Here is a 22454-nt window from a genome sequence, read left to right as displayed (position 1 = left end):
TTTTACAGTGTAAGGCGGTATTAAACTTGTAGCCACCCCGCCAACCGTTAGAATACGGGGTTCAGATTCTGACAGGACAGCCCCCATGAGCGAGCAACAAACGCCAGCCAATCCGTCCGGCAACGGCCAGGACGACGTCACCCATTTCGGTTTCCGGAACGTGCCGAAGAGCCAGAAGGCCGGCCAGGTAGCCGAGGTTTTCCACAGCGTGGCGGGCAAATACGACCTCATGAACGACCTGATGTCCATGGGTATTCACCGGCTCTGGAAGCGGTTCACCATCGAGCTTTCCGGCGTGCGCCCCGGGCACCAGGTTCTGGATATTGCCGGCGGGACCGGCGACCTGACCATGAAGTTCTCGGATCTCGTGGGCGCCTCGGGCAAGGTCGTCCTCGCCGACATCAACGCCTCCATGCTGCAGGTCGGTCGTAGCCGGCTGATGGATCGGGGTTACGCGGGCAACATTGAATACGTCCAGGCAGACGCCGAGCACCTGCCTTTCCCGGACAACAACTTCAACGCCGTATCCATTGCCTTCGGCCTGCGCAATGTAACTGACAAGGACCAGGCCCTGCGCGACATGACCCGCGTGCTCAAGCCCGGCGGCAAACTGATGGTGCTGGAGTTCTCCAAGCCGACCAACCCGCTGCTGAACAAGGCCTATGACATGTACTCCTTCAGCGCGCTGCCCCTAATGGGTCAGCTCATCGCCGGTGACAGCGAGAGCTACAAGTACCTGGCCGAGTCCATCCGCATGCACCCGGACCAGGAAACCCTGAAGGGCATGATGGAAAATGCCGGCCTGGTGAACTGCCGCTACTACAACATGACCGGCGGTATCGTGGCCCTGCACGTGGGAATCAAGCCCTGATGTTTCCGGGCCCGACCCTGCTGGCCGCTGCCAGCGCCATCGTCGAGAATGCCCTGAACCAGGCGCTCGAACTGGACCCGGCAGGACGTGAGGCTCTGATGCAGGCGCTGACGGGCCCCGTGCAGCTCAACATCACGGCACCGGTAGCACTGACTTACACCCTCGACCGCGCAGGCCAACGGGTGAAGGTGAGCAGCCAGCCTTCTGAGCAACCAGCCCTGCAGATCAGCGGTCGCCCGGTTGCCTTCGCAGCCCTCGCCGTCGGCGACGACCGCGTATTCAGCGACGGGCGGCTGGACGTAAACGGAGATACCGGCCTCGCCCACCAGCTCCAGCGGGCCCTGAACCAGCTTGATCCCGACTGGGAAGCCGCCATGGCCCGGCACATCGGCGATGTCCCGGCCCACTTTCTCGGCAAGCGCATCCGCAATGCGGTGAAATGGAGCCGGCAGGCAATACACGCCATGAACGCCAACCTCGAGGAATACATCCACGAGGAGAGCCGTGCCCTGCCCGGGCGCCGGGAACTGGAGGCAACGTTCGGGGATATCGACGAGCTGAACCTCCGCACCGAACGCCTGGAGGCCCGGCTCAGACTGCTGGAAGAGCCCGGAAACACCGACGAACCGGAGACCCCGTGACCCGCCTGAGACGCCTGTTCCGTATTGCCTGGGTATTCTGCCGTTACCGGCTGGACACGTTTCTGCCCATCGCCGAGTTACCCGGCCCGCTGAAGGTTTTTTTCCTGCTGGCGCCGTGGCACCTGTTTCCGCAGCCGAAACTGAGCCGGGGCGACCGCCTGCGTCTGGCCCTTGAGGAGCTTGGCCCGGTCTTCGTAAAGTTCGGTCAGATCCTTTCCACCCGGCGCGACCTGCTGCCCGATGACATGGCCGAATCCCTGAAGCAGCTGCAGGACCGGGTGCCGCCTTTCCCGAGCAACACCGCCCGGGACATCATCGAAGCCTCACTGGGCAAGCCGGTCTCCGAACTCTTTGCCGAGTTCTCCCCGGATCCCATGGCCTCCGCCTCGGTCGCCCAGGTCCATGCCGCCACCCTCCCCAACGGTCAGAAAGTGGTGGTCAAGGTGCTGCGGCCGGGCATTGAAAAGGTCATTCACCAGGACCTGGCGCTGATGTACCTGATGGCCGGCCTACTGGAAAAATACTGGTCCGAAGGCAAACGCCTGCACCCGGTGGACGTGGTGGCAGACTATGATTCCACCATCCATGACGAGCTGGATCTCCAGCGCGAGGCCGCCAACGCCAGCCAGCTGCGCAGGAATTTCGAAAACTCGTCACTGATCTACATTCCATTCATCGACTGGGACTACACCCGCAAGTCCGTAATGGTCATGGAGCGTATCCATGGCATCCCGATCGCCGACGTTCCGGCCCTGAAGTCGGCAGGGGTCAACATGAAGGTGCTGGCCGAGAAGGGCGTCGAGATTTTCTTCACCCAGGTATTCCGGGACAGTTTCTTCCACGCCGATATGCACCCGGGCAACATCTTTGTGGACGTTTCCAACCCGGCGGATCCCCGTTACATCGCCATCGATTTCGGCATTGTCGGCACCCTGGCTCCGGACGACCAGAGCTACCTGGCCCGCAACCTGCTCGCGTTTTTCCGCCGGGATTACCGCCAGGTGGCCCAGCTGCACATCCAGTCCGGCTGGGTACCGCCCGACACCCGGGTCAACGAGTTCGAGGCGGCCATCCGGACGGTGTGCGAGCCGATCTTTGAGCGGCCCCTTAAAGACATCTCCTTCGGGCACTTCCTGCTGCGACTGTTCCAGACCGCCCGGCGCTTCAACATGGAAGTCCAGCCCCAGTTGGTGCTGCTGCAAAAAACACTGCTGAACGTGGAGGGTCTTGGCCGCCAGCTGTACCCGGAACTGGACCTCTGGAGCACCGCACAACCGTTCCTTGAGGACTGGATGCGCAAGCGTATCGGGCCATCCGGATTGCTGAAGTCGCTGCAATCGCACCTGCCCTCGTGGCTCGAACAGTCACCGGAAATGCCGCAACTGATTCACGACGCCCTGCTACAGATGCGTCACGCCGGCCCCACCGAACAGCAAAACCGAGATACACTGGAACTGTTGCGACAGCAGCAGGCCCGTACCGAACGGCGCTGGCGCCGCGCCGGTCTGGCCGCCGTACTGGTCGTTACGGCGGCAATCGGAACCCAGCCCGAAGCCCGGGCCTGGGTCGAGAATACGCCGGCCTGGAGCTGGGCCCTGCTGGTTATCGCTGGCGGCCTGATCCTGCGTGGCGGCCGTTAAAACCAAAAGACAAACCGGGATTCACACAAATGCAAGAAAGCTCAGCTACTGTCGACAGCCCTGACTGGCTGAATGCCGTTCGCTGGACCGAGGACGGCCTCGTTCCGGCCATCGCCCAGGATGCCGAAACCGGCGAGATCCTGATGATGGCCTGGATGAACCGGGAATCCCTGCAACTGACTGCCGAAGAAGGCCACGCGGTGTACTGGTCCCGTTCCCGGAGCAAGCTCTGGCGCAAGGGCGAGACGTCCGGCCACCAACAGGTGGTCAGGGATATCCGACTGGATTGCGACGAGGACGTGATCCTGCTGAAAGTGGAGCAGAAAGGGGGCATTGCATGCCATACTGGCCGGCGCAGCTGTTTTTACCGTACCCTGAAGGACGGTAAGTGGGTTGCGGTGGATCCGGTCATCAAGGATCCGGACGCAATCTACGGCAACAAGTGAGGAGCAGCCCGTGAGTGATGTACTGGAACGCCTGGCCCAGGTACTGGAAGCCCGCAAGAATGCAGACCCTGAGTCATCCTATGTCGCCAGCCTGCACGCCAGGGGCCTGAACAAGATTCTGGAGAAGGTCGGCGAGGAATGCACCGAAACCCTGCTCGCGGCCAAGGATGCCGAACACAGTGGCGAAACCTCGGACGTGGTCTACGAGACCGCTGACCTCTGGTTTCACAGTATGGTCATGCTGTCCCGTCTGGGGCTGGGACCTGAAGACGTCCTCAATGAGCTGGCACGGCGCTTCGACCTGTCAGGTCTGGAAGAGAAGGCTTCCCGGAGCAAGTAGGCAGGTGTTACCCCTTTCGGGGGTTTCCGCATATTGGCTCCGTTAACGTACAATGTCTTTGAACTGAAACAATGAGAATGAGGAACCCCGCATGGGTATCAGTATCTGGCAACTCCTGATCGTACTTGGCATTGTCATCCTGTTATTCGGAACCAAGAAACTGCGGAACATCGGCAGCGACCTCGGCGGTGCCATCCGTGGCTTCAAGAAGTCCATGAACGAGGAAGACACCTCCAAGGACGACAAGGAGTCCCTGGAGGGAAAGTCCGACGCCGAGCCGAAGCAGGCTGAAGCGGAAGACAAGCCCCGGGAAAAAACCAACAGCTGAGACCTGGCTGAATGTTCGATATCGGCTTTCTTGAGCTGCTGATCTGCGGCGTCATCGCCCTTTTGGTACTCGGTCCCGAACGGCTACCCACGGCCGCCCGGGCTGCCGGGCGCTGGGTCGGTGCGGCGCGTCGCATGGTCAGCCAGTTCAGTTCCGAGCTGGACCGCCAGCTGAAGGCCGAGGAATTGCGGGAAGAGCTCCGCAAAGCCGGCGACGTTGGTCTGGATGACGTGCAACAAACCGTACGGGGAGCCCTGGACGAGGCCAAGAAGTACGAGCACATGATCCTGTCCGATAGTGAGACCAGCAAGCCCAGGCCAGCGCCGGCAACACGCCGGATGGCAGGCGAGAGTGACGAGACGGGCTCCGCCACCAACACCGGCCAGGACAACAAGACACCGGATCCGTCCAGTGAATCTTCCGGTGAACGCGAGACCCAACCAGGCCCGTCGGATAACCGTTCATGACCCAACAGCCAGACGGCAACCAGATCCATCCCGAACAACAGGAAATGCCACTGATCGAGCACCTGCTCGAGCTTCGGAACCGGCTACTGAAGATGGTACTGGCCGTGGTGATCTGTTTCGCCGCGATCTACCCCTTCGCCAATGAACTGTATCTCTGGCTCAGCGAGCCGATCCGGGAGCTTCTGCCCATCGGGCAGACCATGATCGCCACCGACGTCACCTCGCCCTTCTTCGCCCCCCTGAAGCTGGCGCTGGTGCTATCGGTGTTTGCCGCGATTCCCATCATCCTGTACCAGCTCTGGAGCTTTATTGCCCCGGGGCTCTATGCCCATGAAAAGCGACTGGCGTTTCCGCTGCTGTTCACCTCGGTCATCCTGTTTTACGCAGGTGCCGCATTCGCCTATTACGTGGTTTTTCCACTGGTCTTCGGGTTTTTCACCGCTATCGGGCCCGAGGGTATCGTGGAGCTGCCGGACATCAGCAGCTACCTGAATTTCGTGCTCAAAATGTTCTTTGCCTTCGGAGTGGCGTTCGAGATTCCCATCGCCACCGTACTGTTGATTCTGACCGGCGCTACAACCCCGGACGACCTGGCAGCCAAGCGTCCCTACGTAGTCGTTGCCTGCTTTATCATCGGCATGATGCTGACACCTCCGGACATCATCTCCCAGACCCTGCTCGCGGTGCCCATGTGGATCCTGTTCGAGTTCGGCATCCTGTTCGGTCGCCTGGCCCGCCGTGAGGTGACCAGCGAGGATTCCGAAGACTTCCCCGGCGAATGAACCTGGCGCTGCTGTTTGACGAGGATTTTGTTGCACCGGACCGGGCCATCCTGACCGGCCGTCGGCTTTCCCACCTGCATACCGTGTTGAAAGTCGCTGCGGGCGATCACATTCCTGTGGGCCGCAGTAATGGCCTCATGGGTACCGGGGAGGTGGTTCGCCTCACGAGTACCGAAGCGGAACTACGGGTGACCCTGGACCAGCAACCTCCGCCTTCGGTGCCGCTCACCCTGGTCCTGGCCATGCCCCGCCCCAAGATGTTCCGCCGGGTACTCCAGACCTGCGCCTCCCTGGGCATCAAGGATCTCTGGCTGATCAACAGCTACAAGGTGGAAAAGAGCTTCTGGCAGACACCCTGGCTCTCGGAGGATAACCTTCGGGAAAACCTGACTCTGGGCCTGGAGCAGGCCAGGGATACAGTGATGCCGACCGTTCACATCCGCAAACTGTTCAAGCCCTTCGTGGAAGACGAACTGCCGGGCATCCTCGCCGGGAAGCGGGCCCTGGTAGCCCATCCGGGCACCCCGACGCCCTGCCCTGTGCACCTGGATGAACCGGCCGTGTTGTGTGTCGGTCCCGAGGGCGGGTTCACCCACTACGAGGTGGGTAAGCTGGAGGAAGCCGGCTGCGAGGGGGTCCATCTCGGCCCCCGGATCCTGCGGGTGGAGACGGCGGTACCGGTGCTGATCAGCCGGCTCTTCGACGCCTGCGGTTAAGGCCGGGCCTCGTTTTCAGGCCGTCTCCCCGCCGCGCTTCTGCCACAGGTTGATCAACGGCGTCAGCACTGCGACCAGAATGGCGCCGGCCAGAACCCCGAAAAGTCCATTCGCCAGCGTCGACACCAGGGTCGCGCCAACACCGCCAAAACCTTCTGCGAAATGATGGATAGCGTCATAGATCGGCGGCAGGCCGTGAGTGAGAATCCCGCCGCCCACCAGGAACATGGCGATGGTGCCCAGGATCGACAGGGTTTTCATCATGTACGGCGCCAGCCAGAGAATGCCCTCACCGACGCGTTGGGCGAGCGCGCTGTCCTTCTGACTCAGGTACAGACCGCCATCGTCCAGCTTCACGATACCGGCCACCAGTCCATAAACCCCGACCGTGATCATCGCTGCCACGACGGTCAGCACCAGAAACTGCATGCCAATGCTCTGCCCGGTAACGGTTCCCAGGGTAATGGCAATGATCTCCGCCGACAGGATAAAGTCCGTTCGAATTGCGCCTTTGATCTTGTCCTTCTCCAGCGCCTTCAGGTCGGCCTCCGGGTTCTTCAGGGCCTCCTGCAACTCCTTCTTGTGCGCATCCTCCTCCTTGCCGTGGAGGAATTTGTGGGCCAGCTTCTCGAAACCTTCAAAGCACAGGAAGGCACCACCGAGCATCAACAGCGGGGTCACCAGCCAGGGCACAAAGAAACTGATGGCCACGGCCGCCGGGACCAGGATGGCCTTGTTGATGAATGAGCCCTTGGCGACCGCCCAGACCACCGGCAGCTCCCGGGCCGGCTTCACACCGGTAACCTGCTGGGCATTGAGCGCCAGGTCATCCCCCAGAACCCCCGCGGTTTTCTTGGTGGCGGTCTTGGTCATGAGGGAGACATCGTCGAGGATCGTGGCGATGTCATCGATCAGTGCGAGCAGACTGCTTCCTGCCATGGACAAATCCCTTGTTTGGGTGGTCTATCGGTCAATCAACGAGGCCCATGGCCTCGGCGGCTATACGATTCTTGACCGGCCCCAGCCGGTCCAGCCAGCGCATGCCGGCGTTGCGAAGCCAGCGCAGCGGCAGCTCATCGCGGGCGAATAACTGCTTGAAGCCCTCCATGGCCGCCATCATGGCCAGGTTCTCACCCTTGCGACGGCGCTGGTAGCGGGCCAGAACGAGTTCGTCATCAGGCGCGAGGCCCTGCGCCATGGCGCGCGCCAGCTCTTCGAGCAAGACCCGCACATCACCATAACCCAGGTTGGCGCCCTGACCTGCCAGGGGATGGATCGTATGGGCGGCGTCACCCACCAGGGCCAGTCCGTCGGCCACATAGTCCTTGGCATGGCGCTGGCGCAGGGGGAAGGCGAAACGGCGCGAGACCTGTGTCACGGCACCCAGCTCGCCCTCGATGGCCTGCTCCAGCTCCTGCCGGAAAGCCTCATCCCCGAGGGCCATCAAGCGGCGGGCCTCCGGGGTATCCTGCGACCAGACAATGGAACAGAAATGCTCATCAGAGCTTTCATTCAGAAGCGGCAGGAATGCCAGCGGGCCGGTCAGCGAAAACCGTTGCCAGGCGGTGTGGCGGTGACTCCGCGTGGTCTGAACGGTGCAGACAACCGCCTGCTGGTCATAGTCCCACTCACGGGTCGGCAAACCCGCCCACTGGCGCAGGCGCGAGTTTGCACCATCCGCCCCGATCACGAGCCGGGCCATCAGACGACGCCCGTCCTCCAGTTCAACGCCCTGCGCCCTGGACCAGCTCCGCACCCGGACACCGTCGATCAGCGCCACATCACTGGCAAGGAGTTCCCGGAACAGGGCACGAACCAGGTCCCGGTTTTCGACGATGGTTCCCAACGCCCGGGCATGCAGTTCGGCGGCATCAAACTGAATCCTGCCGGTTCCGTCACCATCCCAGACGACCATTTCCCGGTAGCTGCAGTGACGACTCTCCAGTACGCCGGTCCAGGCCCCCAGCTCATCCAGCAGGCGCTCACTGGCCAAGGAGATGGCACTGACCCGGGGCTCGAAATCATCCACCGTCAGGGCCGGCTCCCGGGCCGCCAGCACGGCATCTCGACGGGCACCTTCCACCAGCGCCACGTGCCAGCCCTGACGGGACAAGCCCAGCGCCAGGGCGGATCCGATCATGCCGCCACCAACGATGACAATATCAAAGCGCCGGGTTGCGGCCTTACTGGTCATGGCGGGTCTCCTCACTCGCCGCGGTGGGTGCTGACGGAACAGCGGGCCTGCGGCCCCCGATGCCCATGGCTTTGCGGGCGAACCAGCGTTTGGCACCGGGCACCAGGTCCAGGCCCACCAGTCCGGCATCCCTTACGGAAGTCAGCGGTGGCAACGACTGGCCGAAGATCCGGATCAACGAGTCCGAGAACTGCACCGTCTGCTGCCAGTCCCGGCGATGGCCTCGCTGGTAGGCCCTGAGCACAGTCAGTTCACCGAGCGAACGGCCCTCGTCCACGGCCCGCCGGAACTGCTCCACCAGGGTCATCAATCCCCTGAGAGCCAGGTTGAATCCCTGCCCTGCCACCGGATGCAAAGCATGGGCGGCATTACCCACCAGCGCCACACCCGGGCGCACGGGCTCGTCGACCGTCGTCAGTTTCAGGGGATAGTGGCTGCACTGGCCGATCTTGGTAAAACGACCCAGGCGCCAGCCAAACCGCTCCTGCAAACGCTGGCACTTCTCTTCATCCGACAGCTCCAGCACTTCGGCCAGAGCTTCATCAGTCAGGGTCCACACCAGGGCCGACTGGTTTTCGGCACGGAAGGGTGAGCCGTGGGGCAACAGGGCCATCGGGCCGGCCCCGGTAAAGCGTTCATAGGCGGTAAAGCGGTGGGATTCGCTGGTGGAGACATTGGCAATCAGGGCATTCTGGCCATAGTTCCCGGTGCGCGTGACAAAGCCCAGCTTCTCCCGCAGACCGGAACGGCCACCATCGGCAACGACCAGACATTGACCGGTCAGCCCTCGTTCCTGCTCCCCTTCACGGATCAGGACTTCCACGCCGTCAGCGGTCGGCGTCATGTCCAGGACTTCCGCGGGTGCCCGCCACTGCACGCGGGTATCCAGTAACGCGCGCATCAGGCACAAGCCCATCCAGCGGTTGTCGGCCACGTAGCCCAAAGCCGCCTGGTGATGGTCCTCCGCATGTAACCGGGTGGCCCCGAAATGACCACGGTCGGAGACATGGATATGGCGGATGGGCGTGGCATGTTCGGATAGCGCCGGCCACAGCCCGAGTTCGTCAAAAATCAGCCTGGAGCCCCACGACAAGGCGGTAGAACGGGCGTCATAACTGGGCTGGTAATCTTCCGGCAGCGCATCCGGGGACAGCGGGAAGGTTTCCACCACGGTCACCCGAAGCTCCGGTACAGCGCGGGCGAGGGCCAGCGCCAGGGTCGCGCCGGCCAGCCCGCCGCCGGCGATGATCAGGTCAGTGTCAGGTGCGGTCACCGTGCTATTCCGCCATCAACGCTTCAATTTCGGCAATGGTCTTGGGCACCTCGTCCGTCAACACGCGGCAACCGTCTTTGGTCACCACCACGTCGTCTTCGATGCGGATGCCGATACCACGCCACTTTTCATCGACACTGGTGTTGTCCGGGGCGATGTACAGGCCGGGCTCCACCGTCAGAGTCATTCCCGGCTCGAGCTCCCGCCAGGCCTCACCGATCCGGTAGTCACCGACGTCATGTACATCAAGCCCCAGCCAATGGCCGGTGCGGTGCATGAAAAACGGTTTGTAGGCTTCCTTCTCGATGGCCTCGTCCACGCTCCCGGACAACAACCCGAGATCAATCAGCCCCTGGGTGAGCACCCTGAGTGCCGCCTCATGGGCATGGTTCCAGTGGTTGCCCGGGCGCACGGCGTCAATCGCCTCATACTGGGCTGCCAGCACCACTTCGTAGAGGGCACGCTGTTCCGGGCTGAATCTGCCGCTGACCGGGAAGGTCCGGGTGATATCCGAGGCGTAGCATTCCAGTTCGCACCCGGCATCGATCAGCACCAGGTCGCCGTCCCTGAGAGGCGCACTGTTCTCGATGTAATGCAGAATGCAGCCATTGGCGCCACCGCCCACAATCGACGGATAGGCGGTGGAGCGGGCGCCGTGTTCCATGAACGTGTGAATCAGTGTGGCTTCCAGGTTGTATTCAAAGCCACCCTGGCGCGCCCGTTTCATGGCATTCCGGTGAGCCTCGGCGCTGATCTTGCCCGCCTTCGCCATCACCTTGATCTCGTTGGCGCTCTTGTACAGGCGCAGATCGTGAAGCAGGTGTTCCAGGGCCACAAACTCGCCGGGTGGATGGGCGCCAGTGCGGACCTTGCTGCGGATGGTCTTTACCCATTCCATGACCCGGTGGTCAAAGCTCTGGTCCTTGCCCAGGGGGTAATAGACCCGGCTGCGCCCCTCGATCATACCCGGCAAAATGTCGTCGATATCCGAGATCGGGAAGGCATCGTCCAGACCAAAACGCTCGATCGCACCCTCGGGGCCGCATAGAAAGCCGTCCCACAGCTCCTTCTCCGGATGACGTTCCTTGCAGAACAGAACGGCTTCGCCATGTTCCCGGCCGGGTATCAAGGCCAGAACCGCCTCCGGCTCACCAAAGCCGGTCAGATACTGGAAGTCACTGTCCTGACGGAAAGGGTGCAGTACATCCCGGTTCCGTACCCGCTCGGGGGCCGCTGGCAGGATAGCGATACTGTCCGGCGCCATGCGCTCCATCAGCTTGCGACGGCGCTCGGCAAACTCCTTGACGGGTATCATGGACGACATAGGTTCTCCCATAGTCCTGGACCCTGCTCAGTGCAGGGTCGGCGTATCAGAGGCCGGCTTTTCCGGGGCGTTGAACTCGGTAAAAACGGCCAGGGCCCCGAGCCGGACATATTCGGTAATCTCGAGCAGCTGCTGCTCGCTCTCCTCGTCGGCTTCCTCATCCTCGGACAGCTGGCTGATCGCCACCATGTCCTCGATCAGCTCGCGGATCTCATCCGGGGCCTGCCCCAGAGACTCTCCGGCAGCCAGGGCCATACCCTCGAGAAAACCGCGTACCCAGGCCACCAGGGCTTCCAGCCGCTGCTCAATGGCGTAATCATCGTCGGGTAACAAAGGATGGAAATTCATATCAGCCGATTGCAAGAGCGCCAGGGTCTGGTCGTAGGCCCTGTTCATGAAGGGCGCCAGGTCGTCGGACTCTTCAGCCGCGGCTTCCGGCAACCCCATGTGCTCACACACCATGCTCAGCCACTCAGGTTCCTCGATACGGGAACCGGCGGCAAGCCGGCCACAGAGCACGCCATGGAGCTCCGAGGGATGACTGAACGCCTGATGGGCAGTAAAGACGTTGGCCCAGCGCTCGAATTCTGCAGCGCGGGCAGCGCCGGAAGAAGAGTCGGATTCAGACATGAATCAAGACAATCCTGTGTTGTTGAATGAAGTACCTATCCTAGCATTCAGGCGCCCCCAAGGCACTTTCCGCTTGCTTTTGCTGCCGCGAGATCCGAATATGTTATAACATAACATTTGCAACTGGAGCGCATGATGAAACGAACCGGACTTCCATTGCCGATACTGTCACTTTTCCTCCTGGCTGGCGCGGCCGTTTCGGGCGAAAACCCCGGCGCACATCAGCACGGCCATGCGGAGCTTTCATTCGCCATTGACGGCGACCGGGTGGAACTGATGTTTTCCTCCCCGGCGTACAACGTGGTCGGGTTCGAGCATGAGGCAAGAACCGAGCCCCAGACCAGGGCACTCCGGGAGGCGAGCGAGTGGCTCGCCCGGACGTCGCTGCTCAACACTCCGGATAATACCTGTACCGTGATCAAGGCAGACGTCCATAACAGTGGTCGGCAGCACAAGGAGGAACATGGGAATGACGGCGAAGGTCACTCGGCTTTCGAGGTCGTGCAGACGCTGGACTGTCCCGGAATACAGAGTACCAAAACCCTGACAACCCCTCTCACCGGCCAGCTTGAACGCCTCGAGCATCTGGACGTGCAATGGGCCGGCGCCACGTCGCAGGGCGCAACACGCCTGGAGCGAGGCGAAGGGACCATCGAACTGCGACGCTGATTTACTCGGTATAGGGAGTCACGCTTCTGGCCACCATGGAATAAGAGGAGGTGCCGAGCTCATTTTCGGTACGCTGGATAACCAGAGTGCCCTCGATCCAGACCGGATCATACAAGGCTTCGATATAGAAGCCTTCCTCGTACTTAACGTGGATGATCTGGTTGGGCGGAGGCGGTGGGACGTGTATGCAGGCACCATAATATGGTACCAGGAAGAACTCGAGGATCTTCATGTCGTTGGTGGTCTTCAGCGGCACGACAAAACCGGGGATCCGGCCATCCACATCTCCCATTTCCGGCACCACGCGCCCGGTCATGATTTCATCGGGCAGGATCGTCGGGCCGTCGCCCTCATGCTGGACTTCTGGCATATTCTCCAGCAACGCCACATCCTCGGCGGGCATGAGCTCGAGCCAGTCGATCTCCCGGGGTTCTGCTGATACGGACAGGGAAGAAAATCCGAACAAGACCGCCAGTACAATGCTGGCAATGCGATACGACGGGACAGCTTGGAACATCTGCAAGGTTACTCCTGGGGTTCGGGTACCGGACCAGCGACTATCATACACCGGAGACGACAATCACCAACATGACCAGCCTGACAGAAACCACCGGCCCACTAACGGACCCCCTCCCCGCCCTGACCACCCGTGGCCTGGGCTTTCGCTGGGAACCCTCACAACCCATGCTGCGCTTTCCAGACCTGGACATCCCCAGGGGCGAACACCTGTTCCTCCAGGGGGCCAGCGGCAGCGGGAAAAGCACGCTACTGAGCCTTCTATCCGGTATGCAGATCCCCCATTCCGGGACCGTCAGCATCCTCGACACCGAATTACAGCGCCTGGCCAGCAGCGCCCGGGACCGGTTCCGGGCCGATCACATAGGCGTGATCTTCCAGCAGTTCAACCTGGTGCCCTACCTGAGCGCACTGGCAAATGTCACCCTGCCCTGTCGCCTCTCCCCCAGGCGCCGCCAAAATACCCGGTCCGACCCGGAGAAAGACGCCACGGAGCTGCTCAAGCTGCTGGCCATCCCGGAAGACCACTGGCAGCGGAAAGTTACCCGCCTGTCCATTGGCCAGCAGCAGCGGATTGCCGCTGCCCGTGCGCTGATAGGGGCTCCGGGCATTATCCTTGCGGACGAACCCACCTCGGCCCTGGACACTGACAATCGGGACCGGTTCCTGGATCTCCTGCTCGGACTGGCCAATGAACGCGGATCTTCGGTGGTTTTTGTCAGCCACGACCGGGGCCTCAGCAGCCACTTTCATCACCAGATCCACCTGGGAGGTGCATCATGAATCCCCGGCTGGCCTTTTCCCTGGCGCTGGCGAGTCTGTGGCATCGTCGCCGCGTCCTGACTCTCGTCTGCCTTACACTGACCCTCAGTGTCAGCCTGCTGCTGGGCATCCAGTATCTGCGCACTGAAGTCCGGCAATCCTTCACAAGTACCATCAGCGGCACAGACCTGATTGTCGGAGCCCGCAGCGGCCAGTTGAATCTGCTGCTGTACACGGTGTTCCACATTGGCGACGCCACCAACAACATCCGTTGGTCTACCTTCGAGAAACTCCGCGAAGATCCGCGCATCGACTGGCTCATCCCCATCTCACTGGGCGACAGCTACCGGGGTTACCGCGTAGTGGCCACTGACCGGAACTTCCTCGAGCATTTCCGTTACGGGCAGGAGCAACCTGTCACGCTGGCAGACGGCGAATGGTTCAGCGACGTGTTCCACGTCGTGCTCGGAGCCGGCGTGGCCCGGGAGCTGCAACATCAAACCGGTGAGGAGGTTACCCTGTCCCACGGTGGTGGCAGGACAAGCTTCTCCAATCACGAAGACACGCCCTTCCGGATTACCGGCATCCTCGAAGCCACCGGAACCCCGGTTGACCAGGCGGTGTACATCAGCCTGGAGGGAATGGAGGCCATGCACGTGGGCTGGGAGTCCGGCGTGGCCATCCCCGGTCGCACCCTGACCCCGGAGAAAGCCCGCGGGATGACCTTTGCCCCGGAGGCCATTACAGCCGCCTACGTCGGCCTCAGGAATCCCATCCTGACTTTCCGGCTCCAGCGGGCGCTGAATCAGTCGGCGGAGGAACCGTTGTCCGCCATTCTTCCGGGCGTTGCCCTCAGCGAACTGTGGCGACTGATGGGGCAGTTTGAAAAGGCCCTGCTGGGCATTACCGGCTTCGTGGTTATTACCAGCCTGGTGGGACTGGTGGCAGTATTGCTGACGCTACAGACCCAGCGTGCTCATGAAATAGCGGTACTCCGGGCTACAGGTGCTTCCACGGGACTGGTGGCATCCCTGCATGTAATCGAATGTCTCGCCCTTGCGCTGGTCTCCTGCCTGATGGCCATGGTCGTGGGCGCCGCCCTGTTGGCCGGCATCGCTCCCTGGCTACTGGACACGTACGGCATCAGCCTGACACTCAGACCGCTGAACCGGACGGAATGGGCTCTGCTGGCAACCGTGCCGGCTGCCGCCGCGTTGGTCGGCCTGGTGCCAGCCTTCGGAACCTGGCGCCGAACCCGCACCCAGGGCCTCGGGGAGATCACCGGGCAGTGATCGGTGTCACGCCGGGGAGGCCATGACAACCCTGTAAATTGACCGACTTAGCGTCCACACTTATAGTTATTTGCATTCATAACAACTAATGTTGGGCACGCCATGGAACAGTCCGAGGTACAGGCACTAGCGGACAAGCTGGACAAGCTGATCGAACGCTGTCAGAAACTGGAGCGGGATAATGCCATGCTGCGGGAACTCCAGGACGACTGGAACCGCGAGCGGGCCCAGCTGGTACACAAGAACGATCTTGCCAAAAACAAGATCGAAGCCATGATCGGCCGCCTGCGGGCACTGGAGCACCACTGATGTCTCAGTCATCTACCACCGTTGAGGTGAAGATTCTCGACAAGGAATACCTGGTTGCGTGCCCGGAAGAAGAGCAGGAAGCCCTGATTCGCGCCGCCAGGCACCTGGACCACAAAATGCGGGAAATCCGCTCCAGCGGCAAGGTCTTCGGCGTTGAGCGCATTGCCGTGATGGCCGCCCTGAACATTACCCACGAGTTGCTGGAGCAGGACTCCATGTCCGACGCCACCAGCTCGATTCTCAAGGCCATGGACAGCAAGCTCGACGACGCCCTTGGGGAAAATACGGGGCACTGATTCCGGATCAGGTGTTGCAATTGGGCCCGGACCTGCCCGTATAATGGGACCAACTTCCTGGGCTGTTCGGGATAGTCGGATACGTCCTCGAGCCGATGCGCACTACCCAGGTGGCTACTTCAGGGCATTGTGAGCACGTCCCCGACAGGGGAAAGCCTAATATGTCACAGCGGCCACCGACCTTGAACTCTGGGTTCAAGGGCCACATCCGATAACGGCAGCCCGGGAAGCTTTATTTTGAGCAAGTTTGTTCCGCCCCAACCGTTCGAATCCCACCCCGATAACCTGAACCGAAGCCAGCTGCGCAAACACTTGCGCCAGAAACGACGGTCGCTATCCTTTGAAGAGCAGATGCAGGCCTCGGAATACCTGGCCCTGAACCTGCTGAAGAACCCGGACCTGCACCGGGCCAGGCACATAGCGGTCTACCTCCCCAACGACGGCGAAATCGATCCGCACCTGTACATGGATATTGCCCGTCGCAAGGGCGTGAATTTCTACCTGCCGGTTCTGCACCCTGTCCATGCCGGCAAACTGGTGTTCAGCCCCTACTACGACGGTGTGGAACTGACCGCAAACCGTTTCGGCATTGCCGAACCCGCCTTCAGCAAAGGCCTGCGTCGCCCGGCCTGGGCATTGGATGCGGTACTGTTTCCACTGGTGGGCTTTGATGAGAATGGCGGGCGCCTGGGCATGGGGGGCGGCTTCTACGACCGAACCTTCGCATTCAGCCGGCTACGGCCACGACTGGCCCCCAAGCTGATCGGCCTGGCACACGATTTCCAGAAAGTGAAGGCGCTGCCAATAGAGCCCTGGGATGTGCCCCTGCACAGCGTGGTGACGGACCGTCGCTGTTACCGGTTCAGGCGGTCTGCTCCGGCCTGAACGGCGCTGATGGTGACGTTGTCCTGATACCGGGGCTTGTCTTCCGAGGCATGGATAGAAGTAAATCCGGTTATCACAAGGCCGACAGCAAAAATCAGCACGATGGCTTTGATGATGTCAGGCTTGCCACCCATTTTTATTCTTCCTTCGAACGCGGTTGTTAAATTATCGGAAAATCAGTCAGCTATTCTCGCTTCCGAGAATTAGACGAAAGACTAACAGTTAACCCTGATTTTACAATTTTTGACTGATTAAAATTCGGTAATAATCACCAAGCACCGGGATCCATGCCGCAAGGAGCGTGTTTCGGAGCGCCCCTCGCGGCATGGATCTTCCTCCCAGTCAGGAGGACTGACCGTTACCCGCTCCCAGAAACAGCCGGTAGGCCTCGTTATCGGTCATGTTTTCATAGCGGAAACCGACCTTGTCGAGCATCTTCTCGAAATCCGGCTCTTCGTCGTCGTTCACCTGGGCACCCAACAGGACGCGGCTATAGGCCGCGCCGTGGTTGCGGTAGTGGAACATGGAAATGTTCCAACGAGTGCCCAGGGACATCAGGAACTTCAGCAGCGCACCCGGACGCTCCGGGAACTCGAACTGGTAGACCTTCTCGTTGCTGATGCTCGGGGCATGACCGCCAACCATGTGCCGGATGTGCTGCTTGGCCAGGTCGCTGTCGGTCAGGTCGACCACCGAGTAACCGCTCTCCCGCAGCTCCTGCACCAACTCATCCCGGCCATGGCCCCCAGCCTGGATCTGGATACCCACGAAGATCACCGCCTTCTGGGCGTCGGCATACCGATAGTTGAACTCGGTGATGCTGCGCTTGTGCAGAGCGTTGATGAACGTCTTGAACGCCCCCGGCTTCTCCGGGATGGTGACGGCCAGGATGGCCTCGCGCTTCTCACCGATCTCGGTACGCTCGGAGATGTAGCGCAGGCGGTCGAAATTCATATTGGCGCCACTGAGTACCGCCGCAAGGCTCTCACCTTCCAGCTGCTCGCGTTCGACGTACTTCTTGAGTCCGGCAATGGAAAGTGCGCCGGCCGGCTCCGCGATGGAACGGGTATCCTCGAACACATCCTTGATGGCGGCACAGATCTCGTCAGTGGTGACCGTAATCACTTCGTCCACCAGATCCTTGCACACATTCCAGGGCTCTTCGCCGATCTGACGCACCGCCACACCGTCGGCAAAGATGCCGACTTCGTCGAGAATCACTCGCTCACCGGCCTTCATGGCCGCCTGCAGGCAATTGGAATCTTCCGGCTCGACACCGATCACCTTGATTTCCGGCCGTAGGTATTTGATGTAGGCAGTCATGCCGGCAATCAGGCCACCACCGCCCACCGGGATAAACACCGCATGCAGGGGTTGGGAGTATTGCCACATCATTTCCATGGCCACGGTACCCTGACCGGCAATGACGTCCGGATCGTCGTACGGCGGGATATAGGTGTAGCCGTGTTTCTTGATCAGCTCCTGGGCATGGGCAGCGGCCTCGTCAAAGGCATCACCCTTGAGCACCACCTTCGCGCCCCGGTCCCGGACCGACTTCACCTTGATATCGGGCGTGGTCTGGGGCATGACAATCACCGCCTTGATACCCAGCTCTTTCGCGGACATCGCCACGCCCTGGGCGTGGTTCCCGGCGGAAGCACAGATTACACCCTTGGCCTTCTGCTCCTCGGACAGCTGGGCAATCCGGTTGTAGGCACCGCGAATCTTGAAGGAAAACACCGGCTGAAGGTCTTCGCGCTTGAGCAGAATGTTGTTGGCAAAGCGCTTGGACAGGCTACGGGCTTCAGTCAGGGGTGTTTCGATGGCCACGTCATAGACGCGCGCATCGAGTATCTTCTTGATATAGCGTTGCGGCATAGTGGTTCCGGTTGCTTGGTGAGTGTGCGGGAAAAACCGACAGTGTAGAAAGTTTGCACGGCAGCCGTCTATAAGCAGACCTCACAGGCCGCTATAATGGCCTTAAATTTCATCCGGAATTGCAGACGGAGCCCGACATGACCCAGGACGAACTCAAGAAGGCCGTGGCCAAAGCCGCCGTGGACTACATCGCCCCCCGACTCGAGAGCGACAGCATCGTCGGCGTGGGCACCGGCAGCACCGCCAACTTCTTCATCGACATGCTGGCCGAACTGAAGAACGAGTTTGACGGCGCCGTCGCCAGCTCGGAGGCCACGGCCGAGCGCCTGAAAAGCCATGGCATCCCGGTCTATGACCTTAACAGTGCCGGGGAACTCGAGTTCTATGTGGATGGTGCCGATGAAACCAACGAACGCCTGGAACTGATCAAGGGTGGCGGCGCCGCACTGACCCGGGAAAAGATCGTCGCCGCAGTAGCCAAGACCTTCATCTGCATCGCCGACGAGTCCAAAATGGTCGGCGTACTCGGCAAATTTCCCCTGCCCGTGGAAGTCATCCCCATGGCGCGCAGCCACGTCGGTCGCGAAATCGTCAAACTCGGCGGCGATCCGGTATACCGAGAAGGCGTGGTCACCGACAACGGCAACATCATTATTGATGTCCACAACATGGACATTTCCCGCCCCATACACGTGGAAGAGCAGCTCAACAACATCGTTGGCGTAGTCACCAACGGCCTGTTCGCCCGCCGGCCTGCGGACCTGTTGCTGCTGGGCACCAGCGAAGGCGTCAAGAGCATTCCCCGCAAGGGCGCCTGACCGGAGATTCCTCCTTGGGGCTGGCTTTTGAGGCCAGCCCTTTTTGTTTGCCCCAATTACAAACCAAGCGCTTGCTTGGTATCCGTTTTTGAGTGACACTGCTTCCATTCACGATTGTCCACAGGGAGCCAGACCGTGTCCGATTACTTCAACGACATTCACGAACAGGCGCGCCTTAGTGCCCGGAAATTCATCGAAACCCACGTACTGCCGAACATCGACGACTGGGAAGAAGCCGGCGAATTTCCCCGGGAACTCTATAAAAAAGCCGGTGACGCCGGGTTGCTCGGCATCGGATTTCCGGAAACCCTGGGCGGCACTGGCGAAGGTGATATCTTCCTGAAAGTGGCCGTCTCCGAAGAACTCATGCGATCGACGTCCGGCGGACTGGTCGCGGGCCTGGGCTCACTGGACATCGGTCTGCCGCCGGTGGCGAAATGGGCCCGACAGGAAATCCGCGAACAGATCGTCCCCCCCGTCCTCCGGGGCGATAAGATCTCCGCCCTGGCGATCACCGAACCCGGTGGCGGCTCCGACGTGGCAAACCTCAGGACTCGTGCCATACGGGATGGGGACCACTACATCGTCAACGGCAGCAAGACCTTCATCACCAGTGGCCTGCGCGCCGACCACTACACCGTCGCGGTCCGCACCGGCGGCGAAGGCCACGGCGGCATCAGCCTGCTGCTCATCGACCGTGACATGCCCGGCTTTTCAACCGGCAGGAAGCTCCGCAAGATGGGCTGGTGGGCCAGCGACACCGCCGAACTGTTCTTCGAAGACTGCCGGGTACCGGCCGACCGCCTGATCGGCGCCGAAAACGCCGGCTTCATTGCTATCATGAGCAACTTTCTGGCGGAACGCCTGAGCCTCTCCATCATGGCCTACATGACTGCCCAGCTCGCCTACGAAGCCGCCCTGGACTACACCAAACAGCGCCAGGCCTTCGGCCGCAGCATCGCCGGCTTCCAGGTCACCCGCCACAAGCTGGTGGATATGGCCACCCAGATCGACATCGCACGGGAATACACCTACCGCTGCGCCGCACTGATGCAGGCGGGCAAGAACCCGATCAAGCAGGTGGCCATGGCCAAAAATTTCTCGGTAGACGTCTGCGAGAAAGTCACCCGGGAGGCGGTGCAGCTGTTCGGTGGCATGGGTTACATGCGGGAGTCGGTGGTGGAGCGCCTCTACCGGGATGCAAAGATCCTGTCCATCGGCGGCGGCACTACGGAGATCATGAAGGAACTGATTGCCAAGCAGATCAAGTTGTAGCCTTCAAATTGTGTGCAAGGGGCATGTTGGGGGCCTTTCCCAAAACACGCTCCTTGCGGCACGTCCCTGTGACGCTTGGGCTCCGCCATCCATGGCTCCGCACAGTTTTGGGAAAGGCCCCCAACATGCCCCGCCGAACACGGCAGATATCTTACTCCCATCGGATCAAAACACTTGGGCCCAACTGTTTTCTCACGGTATATCTCGCGAGTTTGGGCGGCTATCTGGCAGGATCTTCCGAAAACGTGGAGCGCCAGGGATGGCGCGACCGAGCCCTACAGGGACGTATTAACGGGCGTTTTTCGGAAGATCCTGCCAGATAGCCGCATGCACCCAAGCCAACGACCAAGGTTTAGTTTCGAACTGCAAGAGACTCCCGTATAATTGCGCCCACTTTTTAGCCGCAGTTAAACGTACCTCAACGTATCAGGAAGGATCGCACATGCAATTCGACAACATCCCCGCAGGCAAGAACCCGCCTGAAGACATCTACGTTGCCATCGAGATTCCGGCCAACAGCTCCCCGGTCAAGTACGAACTGGACAAAGACATGGGCGCCCTGCTGGTCGACCGTTTCATGGCCACCCCCATGTTCTACCCGGCCAACTACGGCTTCATCCCCCACACCCTGGCCGACGACGGCGACCCCCTGGATGTACTGGTGGTCACTCCGTACCCGGTGCAGGCGGGCTCTGTCATCCGTGCCCGTCCGGTTGGCGTTCTGAACATGGAAGACGAAGCTGGCGGTGATGCCAAGCTGGTTGCCGTTCCGCACGACAAGCTGACCACCTCCTATCACGATGTGAAGGAAATCGACGATCTGCCTGAACTGCTCCGCGACCAGATCAAGCACTTCTTCGAGAACTACAAGACTCTCGAGCCGGGCAAGTGGGTCAAGGTGCAGGGCTGGGACAATGCCGCAGCCGCCAAAAAAGCCATCGAAGATTCCATCAACGCCTACAAGGGCTGACCGGAAGACACTTCAGATGCAAAAAAACCGGGTCCTCGGACCCGGTTTTTTTATGCCTGGAAACGGGACCGGCTCAGCCCCGCGACAACAGATCCCGCATATCACTGATCGCCGCGTTGGCGCGGGACAGGTAGGCCGCCATGGTCAGGGAATGGTTGGCCAATACGCCGAAACCACTGCCGTTCAGGATCACCGGGCTCCACATCTGCCCCTGGGTACCTTCCAGCTCGATAATGATCTGCTTCACGCTGGCCATGGCGTTCTTGTCCTGCAATACCTTGCGGAAATCCACCTCAATGGCACGAAAGATGTGCAGTAATGCCCAGGCGCTTCCGCGAGCCTCATAGAACACATCGTCGATTCTGGTCCAGGGAGTCTGCACTTCAACGCCGCCCGTCTCTTCCGCCAGCGGGTTATCCTCATTCACATTGGCAACGGCGTCGGAGACCGAGGCCTTGCCGACGCTCTCTCCCAGGTTGCGGGAAAGGCTGCCCAGCCGGGTTTCCAGATCCGCCAGCCAGCTGTTCAGGTTGTCGGCGCGGGCAAAGAACTGGGCATCCGCCTGCTCCGGGGCCGACAGGCGGTTCAGGTACCGCTTGAGGGCCGAGATGCCACGACGGTACTCGGATTCGGTGGACGGGATCGCCCAGCTCTGGCTGTCGAAATGGAACTGGGGCTCGGCCACCACCAGATCAGGATCCTCGGCAGACTGGCTCTGGGAGCGGGCTATGTCCCGGCGCATGGCCCGCGACAGGTCCCGGAGCTGAACCAGCACACCGTATTCCCAGTTGGCGATGTTATCCAGCCATAACCCGGGCGGGAAGATGTCATTGGAGATATAGCCGCCGGGCTTGTCCAGCAAGGTTTCAGCGATCCGGATCATGGTAGTTGTGGTGGCAAAACCGGTGACCGGTTCCCGCTCCATGGTGTTGGCGACCGAACGGGTATTTTCGCGCACGGAGAAGGTGTCAGGCTCGCCACTCCAGTAGATACCGATGACAATGGCCGCTAACAGGTACACCACCAGCACCGCGATGACAAACCGGCCGATTACGCCGCTGCCCCCGGCGTAATCCTGAACGTCCTCTTTCCGATCCCTGAAGAACTGTCTGAATTTGCCTGGCATAAGACT

27 protein-coding genes and 1 other RNA gene are annotated in these 22454 nt (G+C 60.9%); 19 read left to right on the top strand and 9 right to left on the bottom strand.

Annotated features, from left to right (window positions below):
- Positions 1-85 precede the first annotated feature (85 nt).
- The 9 genes from ubiE (at position 86) to MD273_RS01235 (ending at position 6231) form a co-directional block, all read left to right on the top strand.
- On the top strand, positions 86-871 hold the full coding sequence (gene ubiE / locus MD273_RS01275) for a bifunctional demethylmenaquinone methyltransferase/2-methoxy-6-polyprenyl-1,4-benzoquinol methylase UbiE (RefSeq protein ID WP_239035965.1): 786 nt from the start codon (positions 86-88) through the stop codon (positions 869-871).
- Positions 871-1512 (top strand): ubiquinone biosynthesis accessory factor UbiJ, encoded by a 642-nt coding sequence (locus MD273_RS01270; protein WP_239035964.1) that lies wholly within the window; start codon positions 871-873, stop codon positions 1510-1512. Before ubiE ends, MD273_RS01270 begins: the two co-directional genes overlap by 1 nt.
- Positions 1509-3152 carry a ubiquinone biosynthesis regulatory protein kinase UbiB gene (ubiB, locus tag MD273_RS01265; protein ID WP_239035963.1) on the top strand — a complete coding sequence of 548 codons (1644 nt, stop codon included), beginning with the start codon at positions 1509-1511 and terminating at the stop codon, positions 3150-3152. Before MD273_RS01270 ends, ubiB begins: the two co-directional genes overlap by 4 nt.
- 29 nt (positions 3153-3181) lie before the next feature.
- Positions 3182-3598 (top strand): phosphoribosyl-AMP cyclohydrolase, encoded by a 417-nt coding sequence (gene hisI, locus MD273_RS01260; RefSeq protein WP_239035962.1) that lies wholly within the window; start codon positions 3182-3184, stop codon positions 3596-3598.
- Between the two features lie 10 nt (positions 3599-3608).
- On the top strand, positions 3609-3938 hold the full coding sequence (locus tag MD273_RS01255; RefSeq protein WP_239035961.1) for a phosphoribosyl-ATP diphosphatase: 330 nt from the start codon (positions 3609-3611) through the stop codon (positions 3936-3938).
- A gap of 91 nt (positions 3939-4029) precedes the next feature.
- Positions 4030-4266 carry a Sec-independent protein translocase subunit TatA gene (gene tatA, locus MD273_RS01250; protein WP_239035960.1) on the top strand — a complete coding sequence of 79 codons (237 nt, stop codon included), beginning with the start codon at positions 4030-4032 and terminating at the stop codon, positions 4264-4266.
- 11 nt (positions 4267-4277) lie between these two features.
- Positions 4278-4733 carry a Sec-independent protein translocase protein TatB gene (gene tatB, locus MD273_RS01245; protein ID WP_239035959.1) on the top strand — a complete coding sequence of 152 codons (456 nt, stop codon included), beginning with the start codon at positions 4278-4280 and terminating at the stop codon, positions 4731-4733.
- Positions 4730-5515, top strand: a complete 786-nt coding sequence (tatC, locus tag MD273_RS01240; protein WP_239035958.1) for a twin-arginine translocase subunit TatC — start codon at positions 4730-4732, stop codon at positions 5513-5515. The genes tatB and tatC overlap by 4 nt, the downstream gene beginning before the upstream one ends.
- The gene (locus tag MD273_RS01235) at positions 5512-6231 is read left to right on the top strand and encodes a 16S rRNA (uracil(1498)-N(3))-methyltransferase (protein ID WP_239035957.1); all 720 of its coding nucleotides are present in this window, start codon (positions 5512-5514) and stop codon (positions 6229-6231) included. Before tatC ends, MD273_RS01235 begins: the two co-directional genes overlap by 4 nt.
- A gap of 15 nt (positions 6232-6246) precedes the next feature.
- Here the strand turns inward: MD273_RS01235 and MD273_RS01230 are convergent, their stop codons facing one another.
- The 5 genes from MD273_RS01230 to MD273_RS01210 are packed head-to-tail and all read right to left on the bottom strand — an operon-like array spanning position 6247 to position 11652.
- Positions 6247-7170, bottom strand: coding sequence for a DUF808 domain-containing protein (locus MD273_RS01230; protein ID WP_239035956.1), 924 nt, complete (start codon positions 7168-7170; stop codon positions 6247-6249).
- 31 nt (positions 7171-7201) lie between these two features.
- Positions 7202-8425 carry a UbiH/UbiF/VisC/COQ6 family ubiquinone biosynthesis hydroxylase gene (locus MD273_RS01225; protein ID WP_239035955.1) on the bottom strand — a complete coding sequence of 408 codons (1224 nt, stop codon included), beginning with the start codon at positions 8423-8425 and terminating at the stop codon, positions 7202-7204.
- The gene (gene ubiH / locus MD273_RS01220) at positions 8415-9698 is read right to left on the bottom strand and encodes a 2-octaprenyl-6-methoxyphenyl hydroxylase (RefSeq protein ID WP_239035954.1); all 1284 of its coding nucleotides are present in this window, start codon (positions 9696-9698) and stop codon (positions 8415-8417) included. The genes MD273_RS01225 and ubiH overlap by 11 nt, the downstream gene beginning before the upstream one ends.
- Positions 9699-9702: 4 nt before the next feature.
- Positions 9703-11022, bottom strand: coding sequence for a Xaa-Pro aminopeptidase (gene pepP / locus MD273_RS01215; protein WP_239035953.1), 1320 nt, complete (start codon positions 11020-11022; stop codon positions 9703-9705).
- Between the two features lie 27 nt (positions 11023-11049).
- A complete protein-coding gene (locus MD273_RS01210) occupies positions 11050-11652 on the bottom strand; it encodes a UPF0149 family protein (RefSeq protein WP_239035952.1) in 603 nt (200 codons plus the stop codon).
- A 135-nt stretch (positions 11653-11787) separates the two neighbouring features.
- Here MD273_RS01210 and MD273_RS01205 point away from each other — a divergent pair, with 135 nt between their 5' ends.
- Positions 11788-12321 carry a ZrgA family zinc uptake protein gene (locus tag MD273_RS01205; protein WP_239035951.1) on the top strand — a complete coding sequence of 178 codons (534 nt, stop codon included), beginning with the start codon at positions 11788-11790 and terminating at the stop codon, positions 12319-12321.
- 1 nt (position 12322) lies between these two features.
- On the opposite strand, the gene MD273_RS01200 is transcribed toward MD273_RS01205, so the two are convergent.
- Positions 12323-12838 carry a DUF3299 domain-containing protein gene (locus MD273_RS01200; RefSeq protein ID WP_353050279.1) on the bottom strand — a complete coding sequence of 172 codons (516 nt, stop codon included), beginning with the start codon at positions 12836-12838 and terminating at the stop codon, positions 12323-12325.
- 71 nt (positions 12839-12909) lie between these two features.
- Between MD273_RS01200 and MD273_RS01195 the strand changes: the two genes are divergently transcribed.
- From MD273_RS01195 to MD273_RS01170, 6 genes are all read left to right on the top strand, one after another.
- The gene (locus MD273_RS01195; protein ID WP_239035950.1) at positions 12910-13620 is read left to right on the top strand and encodes an ABC transporter ATP-binding protein; all 711 of its coding nucleotides are present in this window, start codon (positions 12910-12912) and stop codon (positions 13618-13620) included.
- Complete coding sequence (locus MD273_RS01190; protein ID WP_239035949.1) at positions 13617-14891, top strand: ABC transporter permease; 1275 nt, start codon at positions 13617-13619, stop codon at positions 14889-14891. The genes MD273_RS01195 and MD273_RS01190 overlap by 4 nt, the downstream gene beginning before the upstream one ends.
- Before the next feature lie 102 nt (positions 14892-14993).
- Positions 14994-15200 (top strand): TIGR02449 family protein, encoded by a 207-nt coding sequence (locus MD273_RS01185; RefSeq protein ID WP_092003681.1) that lies wholly within the window; start codon positions 14994-14996, stop codon positions 15198-15200.
- Positions 15200-15496, top strand: a complete 297-nt coding sequence (locus MD273_RS01180) for a cell division protein ZapA (protein WP_239035948.1) — start codon at positions 15200-15202, stop codon at positions 15494-15496. The genes MD273_RS01185 and MD273_RS01180 overlap by 1 nt, the downstream gene beginning before the upstream one ends.
- A 51-nt stretch (positions 15497-15547) precedes the next feature.
- Positions 15548-15729, top strand: a non-coding RNA gene (ssrS, locus tag MD273_RS01175) — 6S RNA.
- A 4-nt stretch (positions 15730-15733) separates the two neighbouring features.
- Positions 15734-16381 carry a 5-formyltetrahydrofolate cyclo-ligase gene (locus MD273_RS01170; RefSeq protein ID WP_239035947.1) on the top strand — a complete coding sequence of 216 codons (648 nt, stop codon included), beginning with the start codon at positions 15734-15736 and terminating at the stop codon, positions 16379-16381.
- Here the strand turns inward: MD273_RS01170 and MD273_RS01165 are convergent.
- Positions 16351-16515, bottom strand: coding sequence for a hypothetical protein (locus MD273_RS01165; protein WP_239035946.1), 165 nt, complete (start codon positions 16513-16515; stop codon positions 16351-16353). The two genes, MD273_RS01170 and MD273_RS01165, sit on opposite strands and share 31 nt — an antisense overlap.
- A gap of 208 nt (positions 16516-16723) precedes the next feature.
- Positions 16724-18331 carry a threonine ammonia-lyase, biosynthetic gene (gene ilvA, locus MD273_RS01160; protein ID WP_353050306.1) on the bottom strand — a complete coding sequence of 536 codons (1608 nt, stop codon included), beginning with the start codon at positions 18329-18331 and terminating at the stop codon, positions 16724-16726.
- A 65-nt stretch (positions 18332-18396) separates the two neighbouring features.
- On the opposite strand from ilvA, the gene rpiA reads away from it, so the two are divergent.
- From rpiA to ppa, 3 genes are all read left to right on the top strand, one after another.
- Entirely contained in the window at positions 18397-19077 is a 681-nt protein-coding gene (gene rpiA, locus MD273_RS01155; RefSeq protein ID WP_239035944.1) for a ribose-5-phosphate isomerase RpiA, read from the top strand.
- A gap of 135 nt (positions 19078-19212) precedes the next feature.
- Positions 19213-20352, top strand: a complete 1140-nt coding sequence (locus MD273_RS01150; protein WP_239035943.1) for an acyl-CoA dehydrogenase family protein — start codon at positions 19213-19215, stop codon at positions 20350-20352.
- A 442-nt stretch (positions 20353-20794) separates the two neighbouring features.
- Positions 20795-21322, top strand: coding sequence for an inorganic diphosphatase (ppa, locus tag MD273_RS01145; protein ID WP_239035942.1), 528 nt, complete (start codon positions 20795-20797; stop codon positions 21320-21322).
- Positions 21323-21395: 73 nt separating this feature from the next.
- Here the strand turns inward: ppa and MD273_RS01140 are convergent, their stop codons facing one another.
- Entirely contained in the window at positions 21396-22448 is a 1053-nt protein-coding gene (locus MD273_RS01140; protein WP_239035941.1) for a DUF2333 family protein, read from the bottom strand.
- Positions 22449-22454: the final 6 nt, after the last annotated feature.

The organism is Marinobacter sp. C7, from assembly GCF_022343555.1.
In the GTDB taxonomy this organism is placed as follows: domain Bacteria; phylum Pseudomonadota; class Gammaproteobacteria; order Pseudomonadales; family Oleiphilaceae; genus Marinobacter.
Note: the sequence above shows the minus strand (reverse complement) of the source record. Positions and strands in the feature narration are given on the sequence as shown.